Annotated in this window: 17 protein-coding genes; 13 read left to right on the top strand and 4 right to left on the bottom strand. The window is 43.9% G+C overall.

The window, feature by feature from the left end:
* Window positions 1-8 precede the first annotated feature (8 nt).
* From DH10bf12_RS06235 to DH10bf12_RS06245, 3 genes are all read left to right on the top strand, one after another.
* A complete protein-coding gene (locus DH10bf12_RS06235; protein ID WP_471737657.1) occupies window positions 9-725 on the top strand; it encodes an MOSC domain-containing protein in 717 nt (238 codons plus the stop codon).
* Window positions 726-909: 184 nt separating this feature from the next.
* On the top strand, window positions 910-1,107 hold the full coding sequence (locus tag DH10bf12_RS06240) for a DUF4083 domain-containing protein (RefSeq protein WP_471737658.1): 198 nt from the start codon (window positions 910-912) through the stop codon (window positions 1,105-1,107).
* Window positions 1,104-1,970, top strand: a complete 867-nt coding sequence (locus tag DH10bf12_RS06245; protein ID WP_471737659.1) for an aminoglycoside 6-adenylyltransferase — start codon at window positions 1,104-1,106, stop codon at window positions 1,968-1,970. The genes DH10bf12_RS06240 and DH10bf12_RS06245 overlap by 4 nt, the downstream gene beginning before the upstream one ends.
* Before the next feature lie 175 nt (window positions 1,971-2,145).
* Here the strand turns inward: DH10bf12_RS06245 and DH10bf12_RS06250 are convergent, their stop codons facing one another.
* Window positions 2,146-3,093 carry a DMT family transporter gene (locus DH10bf12_RS06250; RefSeq protein WP_471737660.1) on the bottom strand — a complete coding sequence of 316 codons (948 nt, stop codon included), beginning with the start codon at window positions 3,091-3,093 and terminating at the stop codon, window positions 2,146-2,148.
* Between the two features lie 101 nt (window positions 3,094-3,194).
* Here DH10bf12_RS06250 and DH10bf12_RS06255 point away from each other — a divergent pair, with 101 nt between their 5' ends.
* From DH10bf12_RS06255 to DH10bf12_RS06270, 4 genes are all read left to right on the top strand, one after another.
* Entirely contained in the window at window positions 3,195-3,758 is a 564-nt protein-coding gene (locus tag DH10bf12_RS06255; protein WP_471737661.1) for a helix-turn-helix domain-containing protein, read from the top strand.
* 82 nt (window positions 3,759-3,840) lie between these two features.
* Window positions 3,841-4,029 (top strand): hypothetical protein, encoded by a 189-nt coding sequence (locus tag DH10bf12_RS06260; RefSeq protein WP_471737662.1) that lies wholly within the window; start codon window positions 3,841-3,843, stop codon window positions 4,027-4,029.
* A gap of 413 nt (window positions 4,030-4,442) precedes the next feature.
* Window positions 4,443-5,429 (top strand): glutathione S-transferase family protein, encoded by a 987-nt coding sequence (locus DH10bf12_RS06265; protein ID WP_471737663.1) that lies wholly within the window; start codon window positions 4,443-4,445, stop codon window positions 5,427-5,429.
* Between the two features lie 3 nt (window positions 5,430-5,432).
* Window positions 5,433-5,936 carry a GNAT family N-acetyltransferase gene (locus DH10bf12_RS06270; RefSeq protein ID WP_471737664.1) on the top strand — a complete coding sequence of 168 codons (504 nt, stop codon included), beginning with the start codon at window positions 5,433-5,435 and terminating at the stop codon, window positions 5,934-5,936.
* A 36-nt stretch (window positions 5,937-5,972) separates the two neighbouring features.
* On the opposite strand, the gene DH10bf12_RS06275 is transcribed toward DH10bf12_RS06270, so the two are convergent.
* The 3 genes from DH10bf12_RS06275 to DH10bf12_RS06285 are packed head-to-tail and all read right to left on the bottom strand — an operon-like array spanning window position 5,973 to window position 7,584.
* Window positions 5,973-6,473, bottom strand: a complete 501-nt coding sequence (locus DH10bf12_RS06275) for a DMT family transporter (protein WP_471737665.1) — start codon at window positions 6,471-6,473, stop codon at window positions 5,973-5,975.
* Window positions 6,473-7,150, bottom strand: coding sequence for a Crp/Fnr family transcriptional regulator (locus DH10bf12_RS06280; protein WP_471737666.1), 678 nt, complete (start codon window positions 7,148-7,150; stop codon window positions 6,473-6,475). The genes DH10bf12_RS06275 and DH10bf12_RS06280 overlap by 1 nt, the downstream gene beginning before the upstream one ends.
* Before the next feature lie 8 nt (window positions 7,151-7,158).
* Window positions 7,159-7,584 carry a DMT family transporter gene (locus tag DH10bf12_RS06285; RefSeq protein WP_471737667.1) on the bottom strand — a complete coding sequence of 142 codons (426 nt, stop codon included), beginning with the start codon at window positions 7,582-7,584 and terminating at the stop codon, window positions 7,159-7,161.
* 170 nt (window positions 7,585-7,754) lie between these two features.
* On the opposite strand from DH10bf12_RS06285, the gene DH10bf12_RS06290 reads away from it, so the two are divergent.
* The 6 genes from DH10bf12_RS06290 to DH10bf12_RS06315 are packed head-to-tail and all read left to right on the top strand — an operon-like array spanning window position 7,755 to window position 12,145.
* Entirely contained in the window at window positions 7,755-8,288 is a 534-nt protein-coding gene (locus tag DH10bf12_RS06290) for a histidine phosphatase family protein (RefSeq protein ID WP_471737668.1), read from the top strand.
* A complete protein-coding gene (locus tag DH10bf12_RS06295; protein ID WP_471737669.1) occupies window positions 8,281-8,796 on the top strand; it encodes an NUDIX hydrolase in 516 nt (171 codons plus the stop codon). Before DH10bf12_RS06290 ends, DH10bf12_RS06295 begins: the two co-directional genes overlap by 8 nt.
* Window positions 8,778-9,383 (top strand): NUDIX hydrolase, encoded by a 606-nt coding sequence (locus DH10bf12_RS06300; RefSeq protein ID WP_471737670.1) that lies wholly within the window; start codon window positions 8,778-8,780, stop codon window positions 9,381-9,383. The genes DH10bf12_RS06295 and DH10bf12_RS06300 overlap by 19 nt, the downstream gene beginning before the upstream one ends.
* A 57-nt stretch (window positions 9,384-9,440) precedes the next feature.
* Window positions 9,441-11,102 (top strand): DUF2207 domain-containing protein, encoded by a 1,662-nt coding sequence (locus tag DH10bf12_RS06305; protein WP_471737671.1) that lies wholly within the window; start codon window positions 9,441-9,443, stop codon window positions 11,100-11,102.
* A 23-nt stretch (window positions 11,103-11,125) separates the two neighbouring features.
* Window positions 11,126-11,839 carry a DUF6843 domain-containing protein gene (locus DH10bf12_RS06310; RefSeq protein ID WP_471737672.1) on the top strand — a complete coding sequence of 238 codons (714 nt, stop codon included), beginning with the start codon at window positions 11,126-11,128 and terminating at the stop codon, window positions 11,837-11,839.
* 18 nt (window positions 11,840-11,857) lie between these two features.
* On the top strand, window positions 11,858-12,145 hold the full coding sequence (locus DH10bf12_RS06315) for a DUF5316 family protein (protein ID WP_471737673.1): 288 nt from the start codon (window positions 11,858-11,860) through the stop codon (window positions 12,143-12,145).
* Window positions 12,146-12,150 lie beyond the last annotated feature (5 nt).

The raw sequence follows: 12,150 nt of genomic DNA on the forward strand, positions 1-12,150 counted from the left end.
GAATCATGATGGAACAAATCGGCACACTCAGTAAGATTATGCGTCACCCGGTCAAGTCACTAAGTGGTGAAATGGTAAAGTCCACAAACCTTATGGCTTACGGCGTCTATGGAGATCGCAGTCATGCACTTTTAGAGGAAGAACGCTATCATACAGCGACTCAAAATCCTAAAATGGTGGGGTACAGTGCTGCTTTTGAAGGTGAAGAATCTATGGAGCAATATCCGAGAATTTTGGTCACAGCGCCGGATGGCCGGACTTTTTACTGGGATGAAGATACTTGCCTCGATGAATTCCGAGTGCTCGCCGGCAAACCGTTGAAAAAAGAAGTGTATTCGCCGGCACTCGTGCCACTTGGTGCAATTGAGGAAGAGCATCTATTAATTGTAAATGAAGCATCGGTTAAAGCACTTGAAGCCGAAACAGGAAAGACAATCGACTGGCGCCGGTTTCGCCCTAATCTGATTGTTTCATTGAAAGATGACATTCCTTTTTCAGAAGAACATCTGGCAGGGAAAAGGCTCTCAATCGGAACTGCTGAAATTGAAATCGTCAGACCGTGTGAGCGCTGCAGCATTATTAATATTGATCCGGTATCAACAGCCATTGACCCGCTTGTTTTAAAAACGGTTTATCAAAAGCACGGAAACAATTTTGGGATGTATGCGGCGGTGAGGAAGCCGGGCGTGATTACAGTGAACGATACCATTTTAGTATTGGAGTGAACATCAATTATGAATATCGTGCTATTTTTTATTGTGCACCTGATTATTGGATTGGGGCTGGTCTATTTCAGGTCTAAACTGCCGTCTATACTTATTACGTTTGGAGTGGTTTTTCTAGTCATGAGCGCTCTATATTGGGGCAGAATCATTATTGATATTAGCTAATTGGTCAGGAGGAATTTAAATGGATGGTCTTAGTTTGGGAGATATTATTTTTATGATTGTAATGTTCGGCTTTCTTGCTTTATTTCTCGTTTCATTCAGTCTATTTATTAAAAGAATGGTCGTTACGAAATCAGTACAGAACAGGCAATCAGATGAAACAAATGAAAAACTGGATCGGATCATTGCTTTGCTTGAGGAAAAGCAGGGCCAGAAATGAGATCAGAGCAGGAAATGATGGCGCTGATTTTAGGATTTGCTAGAGCAGATGCGCGTATCAGAGCAGTCTATATGAATGGGTCGCGTACGAATCCAAATGCCCCTCGTGACATTTTTCAGGATTACGATATTGTATATGTGACTGATAGTATGTCGGCTTTTACAGAAGATCAGTCCTGGATTCAGCACTTTGGGAATTTAATGATGCAGCAGCAGCCGGATGCTTTGGATGCCGGAAAAGGACTTTCAACTGATCCCGGACGCTATGCATTTTTAATGCTGTTTGATGACGGGAATCGGATTGACCTGTCATTTCAGTCAGTTGATTTTATGCAAAAGGCCTACCGGGATGACTCACTGACGATTCCGCTTTTAGATAAAGACGGTATTTTACCTGAAATCCCTGAGTCGACTGATCGGGATTATTTTGTTAATGAGCCTTCAGAAGGTGAGTTTGACAGCGTGACGAATGATTTCTGGTGGTGCCTGCAGAACGTTGCGAAAGGACTCTGGCGGGATGAGTTGCCGTATGCACATCAGATGTATGAGCTCACGACGCGTGGTGCGCTGGATCAGATGATTGCGTGGTGGATTGGCGGACGGCATGATTATGGAGTTTCTGCGGGTAAAATGGGGAAATACTTTAAGCGGTTTTTAACGGAGGAATACTGGACGATTTATCTGCATACCTATTCCGAAAATAAATGGAATGCTATAGAGGCAGCGGCTGAACTGTTTGGAGTGCTGGGTCGTGCAGTGGCTGATGAGGCAGGGTTCCAATATCCCGATAAAGATGAACGACAGATGCTTCGTTATATTAGGCGTGTACGCGAGCTGTCGGGTGACGCGGAAGAGATTTTTTAAGTGTCTTGGGGGTGGGACTATTGGCATGAACTCATGAACCACCCCATTAATCTTCTGAACTAGGCTGATTTTCTCATGAACGAATAGGGTAATGTCATGAACATGCTCCGAAATGTCATGAACATCACAAGTTATGTCCTGAACCATCCACTCCATTGAGAAAAACCACCAAAATTCATTCGCTTTTCACCACAACCACCCTGCGCCCAGCCACTCTCATATTCATCGTATGCACCACAATCCCCACAACAATCAGTCCAATTCCAATTGAAGCAACCCCTGATGGCAGAGGACTTGATAAAAGTACAGCCTCACCTGCAATCACAAACAGCACCTGTGTTGCCTGGGTCGCTTCAACCGCCGCAAGCTTGCCCTGGTCATCCCGTACACTGTTTGTTGCAATGAAGAACAGGGCCGTTGCGATAATGCCTGAGCTTATTGCAACAATAAGCGTCTGAATGATCTGTCCTGATGAAGGCGGACCTGTCTGTAAGAGTCCGATTCCTCCTAAGATGACCCAAATAGGAAGACTGGCGAGTGTCATTCCGAGAATACGCTGAAAAGTATCAATCTGGTCCCCACACAGCTCCATCATTTTCCGATTCCCAAGTGGATAACAAAAAGCTGCAATGATAACAGGCAGTGCACCGATTAATAACTGTGAAACACTGAGCTGATCCGCCTGCTGAACCTGAATTAAAATGACACCCGCCAGAATGATACATGAAATCAGTAAAGACCTGAATTGTACAGTATGTCTGCTACCATCAGACTTTAGAAAAAGAGGTGCCAATAAAAGGCCGGCTACAATCGTAAATTGCCAGGTACCCGCAACAAGCCAGCCCGGACCGTAAGCAGCTGCATATGTAAGCGGAGCATAGAACAGGACAAATCCAACCACGCTCCATTTGATCCATTCGAGTGGACGTTTTTTCATTTCACTTAACAAACCGCGCAGATTTCCTCTCATCCACACAATCAGTACTAAAAACGGCACCATAAAGATAAACCGTAAAGAGGAACTCCAAAGCCAGCTGCCACCACTAACCTCCATGGAACGATTCAGAATAAATGTGACTGCAAAGAACATTGAAGATAAGATGCCGATCAATAGAGCTTTCATGTAAAACACCTCTTTACGTATTCTATAAATGATATAATGTATACTATAATATACTTTTTAATGGAGAGCGCAAGTGCTATTTCAAATATGGAGGAATCATCATGACACATATAAGCCCGGAAGATTTTACAAAACAGGTTGGTAAAAAACTGAGAAGACTGCGAAAGGATAGAGAGATCACACTTGAGGAAACGGCAGATCTGACCGGTGTGAGTAAATTGACACTTGGTAAAATTGAACGAGGGGAAGCGAATCCATCTCTTACGATTATCTGGAAGATTGCGAACGGTTTACGCATCCCTATTTCATCATTAATGGTAGAAAATCAGGAGATCACGCTGCTTAAAAAAAGCGGCAACAGTGTGATGAGTGAAAATCAGTCTTTAAAGCTTGAACCTGTTTTTGCAACAGAGGTGCAGGGATCGATTGAATCTCATAAAGGCTACTTACAACCTGATAGCACTTATGAAGCAGAGGCCCATCAGCCAAGTGTAAAAGAATATATTACTGTGATGGAAGGCGAAGTGATTGTCCGTGTTGGTGAAGAAGAATATAAGCTTGAGCGGTTTGATTCCATCAAGTTCAATGCAGATCAGCCCCACGCTTATATCAATCATTCCAAGGAGACTGCGGTGCTTCATTTTGTGATGATATACTCCCTTTGAAAATGTGGAAAATCAGTGAATAATCAGATTACTTATTAAGGTTGTGATATGCTAAAAAAAGGAAAACAAAGGGGTTTTTTAAATGAGCGATTTTGAGCAGCCGCCTAAAAATGATTTGATCGGTGATATTTTGAAGGACTATTCAAAAACGGGTGGCATGGACAATCTAAAAGGAACCGGTGAAAAGATCCCGAAAGAATATTTTTCGGGAGATACATTTCAGCATTTTCAGAAGATCGCAAAGGATCAGGGTACAAACCTCACTGGCTGAAGCTGCAGCATGAGATCAGTGACAGACTGAGAGAGCTGGAGACACTTGATCCTGCCGCACAGAAAAAAGAAGTAGTAAAGCTTAACAAAAAAGTAGCAGAGCACAATAGATTCTGTCCGTCGCCGCTTCAGAAAATGCCGATTTCGATTGATGCAATAGATGCAGCAAGGTGTATTTGGGGGTAAAGTGTCTGTTCGTAGAAATGAGCTTTGGGTTCTTAGAAAGGTGGGTCATGTTCCTAGAACAACCCGCGTCTTTCGTAGGAAAGTGTAATTAGACCTAGTATACCCATCCACCGGCAGGTTATTATCTAACCATAACGCATCACCTAATCCCTCATTCTTGATTGTTTTACTCGGAAATGAGATAACAGTGACAGATCTGAAATTTCTGAAAAGGGAAGAGGGATTTTGATGTCAAAAAAGCCTGCTGAGATCAGTAAGGATGGTTCATTTAAGAGACAGGTTAATCGTTTTGTTACACCGTTTGGCAGTGGAGAAGGTGAGCTGCCGGTTGAGAGTGGGCGATACAGGTTGCTATGGTCGGCTGCCTGTCCGTGGGCGCATCGCCAGGTAATTGTTCGCAGTGTGCTTGGTCTTGAGGATGCGATCAGCGTCGGAAAAGCGAGTCCGCTCCGCCCGAGGATTGGCCGTGTTGACTGGGCGTTCACACTGGATGAAAATGATCAGGATTCTGAACTTGGGATTGAATACGTAAGCGACGTTTACTTTAATGCGGAGTCGGATTATGACGGACGCCCGACAGTACCTGTCATGGTTGACCTGCAGACGAAAAAGGCCGTTAACAATGACTACTTTAAAATGACGAACTACTTTGAAACAGTGTGGCGTCCATTCCATAAAGAGAATGCGCCGAACCTGTATCCAGAACATCTCCGCACTGAGATAGATGAATTGAATGAAGTGATCTTTCATGAAGTAAACAACGGCGTATATAAATGTGGTTTTGCTCAGTCGCAGGAGGCGTATGAGGCTGCATTTGATACACTTTTCGCACGGCTTGATTCCCTTGAAGAGCGGCTGGCTGAACGCCGTTTCCTGCATGGGGATTTCATTACTGATTCTGATGTGAGGTTATATACGACGCTAGCCCGTTTTGATGCAGCCTACTACAACGGCTTTAACACGAACCGTAATCTGCTGAGAGAATTTCCGAATTTATGGGGTTATGCGCGCGATCTTTATCAGACTGATGGCTTTGGAGATACAACTGAATTTGACGCGATCAAGGAGCATTATCATGTGTCTATTACGATAAATCCTGATCAGTCTGAAACGCGTATTTTACCAAAAGGACCTGATCTGACAGTATGGAATGAGCCGCATGATAGAGAGAAGCTTGGGAAGTCAGATAAGTTTCTTCGTTTTGAGGAGGAATAACGGTTGATCATTCGTGATGCAAGAAAAGAAGAGCTTTCATTTATTCGGGAACAGCGTGTAAAAGCTTATGAGGATCATACAGAAAAAGTGCCGGCTGAGCATTGGAAAGCTTTGAAAAAGGCGATTTCATCTGATGCAGATCAGCAGGAAAACGTTGATTTAATTGTGGCAGAAGTAAATGACGTCATCCTGGGCAGTGTGGCATTATTTCCTGCCAAAACGGATGCGTATGAAGGCTTTGTGGATGAGATGGATTACCCTGAAATCAGAGTGCTCGCCGTAGATCGCAATGCCCGCGGCCAGGGTGTTGCGTCAGCGCTGATTGATGAGTGCATCAGTCGTGCAAAGGCGAAAGGGTACGATGCGATTGGTCTGCATACAGGCTCTTTCATGGACGGAGCGATTGCGCTATATCAGGGTAAGTATGGATTTGAACGGATGCCTGAGTATGATTTTGTGCCTGCGGATGATGGGATTGTGGTGAAGGCTTTTAAAAAGAAGATATGAATCAAAAAAGACAGCTTAAATGGCTGTCTTTTTTGATTATCCATTCACCTTAACTGTGCGTCTTGCAGACGTTGACTGTTTTCGTCCGCGTGCTTTTTCTTCAAGCGCAGGTCCAAGCTGGAACAGCAGTACGCCGGCTGAAATAATCAGCACACCTAAGAACGATTGAAACGTAAAAGGTACCTGCTCAAGTCCGAACCATCCGAGTGAATCCCAGACGAGTCCGAAAAAGATCTGTGAGACCATTACGAGTGAGATTGCACGGCTTGGGCCAAGCGATTGAACGCCCTGTGTAACACATGCTACAACGCCTACTCCAACTACGCCGCTGAACCAGAACCATAAGTCTGCATCAAAGCTGAATAAGGCAGCTCCTTCAAATGCGAGGCCCGCTGCAAATGAAGCAAGGAAGCCAAGTGCAAGTACAAGCATCGTTGTTGACCAGACGCTGACCTGCTTTTTCACATTTGCATTGAATGTATTCTGAAGGCAGACCAGTGTTCCGCCGAGCAGTGCAAGTAAAATTCCAATGACCATTAGAATGCCTCCTTTTCATAAATATTTTCACCAGCGAGTTCAAGCAGCGCTTGGCGATTGATAATTTCAATTGATCCCCGTTTTTTCATAATCCAGCCGTCCTGCTGAAACTGTTGAAGCACTCTGTTCAAATGCCTGTAGCTCGTGCCGATCAGATCTGCGATATCAATGAGTGATGCAGAAGTGATGACAGGCTGCACAGGTGTCATGGAAAGAAGGTAGCTGGCAAGGCGGACATCAACTGCATACAGCAAATTAAAATTCATCGTATGAGACTTCATTTCAAACTTCTTTGTTACTGTATCGAGCAGGAATTGCAGCCACGGGGCATGCTGGGCCATTTCTTTTTTGAGAATTGAATAAGGAATCTCAATTACGGTTGTTTCCATGACGCTTTCAACTGTATTGATCAGCGGACAATCCCTTACATATTCAATATCCCCAACGATATCAAGCGGTGTTTTAAAAGCGAGAATGAGCCTTTTTCCTTCAGGCGTCAGCATAGAGACCTTCAGTTTACCATCTACTAAAAGGTGCATCCTGTCTGATTTTTCACCCTGTGAAAACAAGCGCTGTCCTGCCGGGTAGGTCTGCAGCTTCATTGCTTCGCAGACTGTTTGGGTGAAAAGTTCATCAAGTTGATAGGTTTTCAGATAATCATTTAGCTTCTTATTCATCATGCCTCCTAGACCTTCAGCACAATGACTCCAAAAATCATCAGTGCTACGCCAATGATTTGTGTCCTGCTGATATTCTTTTTCATCATGTCGAACCATCCGAACTTATCAATGAAAATTGCTGCAACGAGTTGGGCAATGAGGAAGATACCGATCGTCAGCGTGACGCCCATCAGGTGTACAGCAGTAATGTTACTGAATAGAACAATCGCAGCGAGCGCACCGCCGGAAGCATATAATTTTGGTACCTGCCCGAGATCCTTATATGAGCGGTCCCTTAAAGCCACTACAATGAGGATTGCGAGTATAAATCCTGTCAGCTGCGTCATGGCAGCTGCCTGCCACGTGCCAATCTGATCACTGATTGTTGCGTTTGCTACGCTCTGAAAGGTCAGAAAGAATCCGCCTGCCAGTGCAAAAATGACACCTTTCATTTATATTCCCACCTTTCTGTCAGCCCAACTGTATAACGTTGGCAATGGTGTCAAAAGGACATATGTCCTAATCAGTGTGAGGGATTTGATACATGAAGTAAAGAGGTCAGTTTAAAAAATGGAAAAAAGTGCTGTATACTGAAAGCAATTCTTTAGTGAGGAGTGAAGACATGTCTAAGGTGTACCTGATCAGACACTGTAAAGCAGAAGGGCAGGAGCCTGAAGCTGCTTTGACAGAAGATGGTGCGAAACAGACTGAAGCAGTGGTTCAATTTTTTAACGGAATTGATGTAACGCGCATTATTTCAAGTCCTTTTAAACGAGCGGTGGATTCAATACAGCCTTTGGCTGCGGATAAAAAGTTAGATATACATATTCATCAACACCTTTCAGAAAGAGTGCTGAGCACTGAAAACCTGCCGGACTGGCTTGAAAAGCTTGAGCAATCCTTTTCGGAAACAGAGCTTGTATTTGAAGGCGGGGAGTCAGCAAAAGAAGCTGAACAGAGAATCGCTGAAGTGGTAGAGGCGGAAAGCAAAAAGGAAGGTGTTACGCTGATTGTGACGCATGGTGGCATCATGTCCCATTTCCTGAGCAAATATGACGCTGGATTTGGCTTTGGTGGATGGCAGCGGCTTAGTAATCCGGATGTGTATGTGTTTGATGGGGATAGCAGGAGAGTGAAGCGGGTGTGGGATGAATAAATCCTGGCACAAAGCATTCGGTGTATATGGACTTTATAGAAAAGATCATAAATTGCTCGTGATTAAGAAAAGTGGTGGTCCATATAAAAACAGATATGATCTGCCTGGCGGAAGCCCAGAAGAGGGTGAGAATCACTCTGAGACACTCAGCCGGGAATTTTCAGAAGAAACAGGGCTTGAAGTGTTGGGTAAATTCCGTATTGGCACCATCGACTTTCATCTTCCGTGGCTTTGGAGGAACTTCACCCATGTGCATCACAGAGCAGTATTTTTCGAAGTGAATGAAACGGGTGGTGAGCTTGATGAGCCGGATGAATTTGAAGGGCAGGACTCGCTCGGCACCTGTTGGTTAACAGAAGATGAGGCAAGTAAAGACAATGTTTCACCGTTAGTGTTAGAAGCATTCAGATGGTTTTCACTTGAGCGGATACCAACAGAACCTGTCATATACGAAAAGTGGCATGTAATTGAAACAACTAAGGAGGCACCATGGAATCAGAACGATTAAGCATATTTAATGAGAAGCATCAATACATAGGTGAAAAAACTAGATCTGAAGTTCATGAAAAAGGCTACTGGCATGAGACTTTTCATTGCTGGATTGTAGATGGAGACTCACTCTATTTCCAGCTGCGCAGTGAAGACAAAAAAGATTATCCCGGGCTTTTAGATATTACTGCTGCGGGTCATCTGCTTTCCGGTGAAACCGTTCGGGACGGCATCAGGGAAATGCAGGAGGAGATTGGCATCCATGTCCCTTTTGAACAGCTGCAGCCGCTTGGTGTCATTGAATGTGTAGCTGAGAGAACGGGTTTCATTGATAAGGAGTTTGCGCATACGTTTCTGTTGAAAGGAACTTTTAGTGAAGGTGACTTTGAACTTGAGGATGAAGAAGTGGCCGGGATGGTCAGAACTAATCTTGAATCATTTCGCAGCCTCTGCAAGGGCGGGTGTGACGAGGTTAGGGTTCAGGGGTTTAAGATAATCGAGAACGAAAAAATAAACATAGATCAATCAGTTGGGATAGATTCGTTTGTTCCTCATCAGGCGGCTTTTTACCTAACTGTTTTGGAACGGATTGATCAGTACAGATGACAGAAAATTGAAACCTTTTCACTTCAATGCACGTAACTTATGTAAGAGGTGACGAAAATGAACGGTCTTAAAATCACGATGACAGTATTGCTTGGGGTGCTTTTTCTTTTTCCCGGACAGGCTCTTGCAGTGGATTTCTCAATTGAACGATCTGAAATAAATGCAGAGATTCAGGATTCCGGCAATGTCTTTGTGACAGAAAATCATACTTATGAATTTGACGGAGAATTCAATGGCATTACACGCTCGCTGATCTCTAAAAATGACCAGCAGTCAATTACTGACGTGCAGGCTTTTGAAAATGGGGAGTCTTTAAACGTAGAAAAAGATAACAACTTTTATCGCATTTACCGAGGCGGTGAAGATGAAACCGTAACAATTACGCTGACTTATTTGATTGAAAATGGCGTAACAGTCTATGAAGATATGGGTGAATTTTTTTGGCCATTTTTCAGCGAAGAGAATGAGTCGGATTATGAAAATATGGTGATCACAATTACGCCGCCGGCACCAACAGACAATGTGCTGGCACTCGGCTACGATGAAGCTGAAGGTGCTGCTGAGACAGATGCATCAGGTGTTGTGACCTTCGATCTTGGGCATGTCTCTGAAGGTCAAAATGGTGATGTTAGAGCGGCTTGGGATACAGCTGTATTTACAGCAGAGGGTAGTGGTGAGATCCGCTCCGAGCTGATGGCTGCAATCGACACGCAGGAAGAAGAAGCGGCAGCATTTGCTGAGACGCGTGGTTGGATCATGAACATAGGAATTGTCATCCTCGTACTTGGAGCCGTTATATTAGCTGTATTTTGTATTAGTGCGTGGATCAGAGCGGCGAGAGTGAAACGTGAAGCAGATAGCAAGCTTTCGCCAAACGGACCACCGCGTGAGATCCTTTCTCTGATGGGGACCATTTCGTTCAATTCCTATCATATGATGCCCGGGCAGGCTGTGAATGCGGCCCTGTTAGAACTCGTGAGAAAAGGGCATGTCATTCAGGAAACGGAGCGTGCATTTCGTCTCGTGAACAGAAATGGACTGCTTGATCACGAGCAAATTTTAGCGGGATGGCTGTTTGATACGATTGGAAATGGAGAAAAATTCACTGTTGATCAGGTAGAAGCGTTTGCTAAAAAAGAATCCAATCAGAAGATCTATCAGGACTATGAAGCGAAGTGGCATGCAGCGATCAAAGAGGAAGTGGAAGCGGCTCAGCTCAGTAAGAATATCAGTGCTCATCGTAAAATCGTGATGGCTGCAGCTGCAGTGTTGCTGCCGTTCCTTGTATTGTTTCCAATGTTTGATCTTTTGCCATGGCTATTTTTCACAGTGCTGCTTGTTGGAGAATTTGTAACGTATATACTTGTTTATCATCCAAGGACGCTTGAAGGTGTCATGATCAATAGAGAATGGCAGCGTGTGAAAAAGAATGCGGACACCGATCATTGGACTGAGGACGATCAGATGAGGGTGTACCTGTATGGGGTCGGAACAAAGGATGAAAAAATTTCTGGACCGATTGAAAAGAAATTTGCAGGTTTTAACCCGTCTGTGGATCATGGAGACGTAGATATCTCCACTTTACTTTTATTATCAGTTGCCATCTCGCCGGGCTTTGAGTCTGCTAATGCACAGGCATCAGCTACAGCTACTTCATCAACGTCCGCTGGTTCAGGAGGCGGAGTAGGTGGAGGCGGTGGAGGTTCGGGTGCGTTTTAATCAACTGAAATGGAGCTATCAACATGAAGAATTTTTTGAAATTACTTGGAATTGTCACAGTGGCATTCATGATCATTATGATCTTGCAAATATTCTTGAATATGACACCGGAAAGCGGCCTGTCAGCGCTTATATCTTTTTTGTTCGGTTTTTACATGCTATTCCCCTATATCCTGGGTTGTACAATTATTTCTTATTTAATTTATCTCCTTTTAAAACGCATTAAACTGAGGCCTGTAGTCGCAGGAATGGTGAGCGCTCTGCTCGTGATAAGTGGATCAGTTGGGTGGTCAATCTGGCAAGAACAAAATCATGTGACCAATCAACTGTTTCTGATCCCCGAGGGGTATACGGGAAATATAATCATCGTATATAACGTAAAAGGTACGCCGGCACTGGAAGAAAGAGATGGTTATACAGTAATTCCTGTAAATGAACAAGGCTATTACGTTACTTCAACGTATGATCAAAACTATGGAACCGTAACGGATCAATATGTATATGTTGATCAGACAGGAAAGAGAAGTAAAATAGATCAAACTTGTGTTGGTCCAATTGGAGGCGGAGGATTCTCAACGAGTGAAAATGAAGAAGTTAATCTTAATTTTAGCGGCTTTGTTTTAACTCAAACAGAATGTGATGAGGTATTTCAATTCCAAAATCATCCATGGGGTCCTGAAAAAAGTGAAGTGCTTGGTAGAGTGTTAAAAAAACATTATGGATTAGATGGATTCTAATATCAAAGGAGTGATTAGATGAAAACGATCGGTATCGGCACAGGTCTTGCATTAATCGGCCTGATTCTGTCGTGGATTATTTGGGGAGCTGAAGAAATCTACACGATTCCGGCCGGGCTCGGTATTTTGTTTCTGGTTGTGATGATATTTTCCTCAGGTGCAGCTCCAAGCGGCCATGAAGCAGGCTCGAACTTTGCAAACGAGTCAAGGGAAATGCGGAAAGAACGGACTCAAATAACCCAATCTTCATTTTTGCTGGCCTTACCTAATCTGTTGATCGCAGGTCTTCTATATTTCGCAATTTAATAAGG

The organism is Jeotgalibacillus sp. 10bf12 (assembly GCF_055597105.1).

Bases quoted from the DNA above. Each gene is read 5' to 3' on its own strand.
- DH10bf12_RS06235 (WP_471737657.1), top strand. From the start codon at position 9: ATGGAACAAATCGGCACACTCAGTAAGATTATGCGTCACCCGGTCAAG.
- DH10bf12_RS06240 (WP_471737658.1), top strand. From the start codon at position 910: ATGGATGGTCTTAGTTTGGGAGATATTATTTTTATGATTGTAATGTTC.
- DH10bf12_RS06245 (WP_471737659.1), top strand. From the start codon at position 1,104: ATGAGATCAGAGCAGGAAATGATGGCGCTGATTTTAGGATTTGCTAGA.
- DH10bf12_RS06250 (WP_471737660.1), bottom strand. From the start codon at position 3,093: ATGAAAGCTCTATTGATCGGCATCTTATCTTCAATGTTCTTTGCAGTC.
- DH10bf12_RS06255 (WP_471737661.1), top strand. From the start codon at position 3,195: ATGACACATATAAGCCCGGAAGATTTTACAAAACAGGTTGGTAAAAAA.
- DH10bf12_RS06260 (WP_471737662.1), top strand. From the start codon at position 3,841: ATGAGCGATTTTGAGCAGCCGCCTAAAAATGATTTGATCGGTGATATT.
- DH10bf12_RS06265 (WP_471737663.1), top strand. From the start codon at position 4,443: ATGTCAAAAAAGCCTGCTGAGATCAGTAAGGATGGTTCATTTAAGAGA.
- DH10bf12_RS06275 (WP_471737665.1), bottom strand. From the start codon at position 6,473: ATGGTCATTGGAATTTTACTTGCACTGCTCGGCGGAACACTGGTCTGC.
- DH10bf12_RS06280 (WP_471737666.1), bottom strand. From the start codon at position 7,150: ATGAATAAGAAGCTAAATGATTATCTGAAAACCTATCAACTTGATGAA.
- DH10bf12_RS06285 (WP_471737667.1), bottom strand. From the start codon at position 7,584: ATGAAAGGTGTCATTTTTGCACTGGCAGGCGGATTCTTTCTGACCTTT.
- DH10bf12_RS06290 (WP_471737668.1), top strand. From the start codon at position 7,755: ATGTCTAAGGTGTACCTGATCAGACACTGTAAAGCAGAAGGGCAGGAG.
- DH10bf12_RS06295 (WP_471737669.1), top strand. From the start codon at position 8,281: ATGAATAAATCCTGGCACAAAGCATTCGGTGTATATGGACTTTATAGA.
- DH10bf12_RS06300 (WP_471737670.1), top strand. From the start codon at position 8,778: ATGGAATCAGAACGATTAAGCATATTTAATGAGAAGCATCAATACATA.
- DH10bf12_RS06305 (WP_471737671.1), top strand. From the start codon at position 9,441: ATGAACGGTCTTAAAATCACGATGACAGTATTGCTTGGGGTGCTTTTT.
- DH10bf12_RS06310 (WP_471737672.1), top strand. From the start codon at position 11,126: ATGAAGAATTTTTTGAAATTACTTGGAATTGTCACAGTGGCATTCATG.
- DH10bf12_RS06315 (WP_471737673.1), top strand. From the start codon at position 11,858: ATGAAAACGATCGGTATCGGCACAGGTCTTGCATTAATCGGCCTGATT.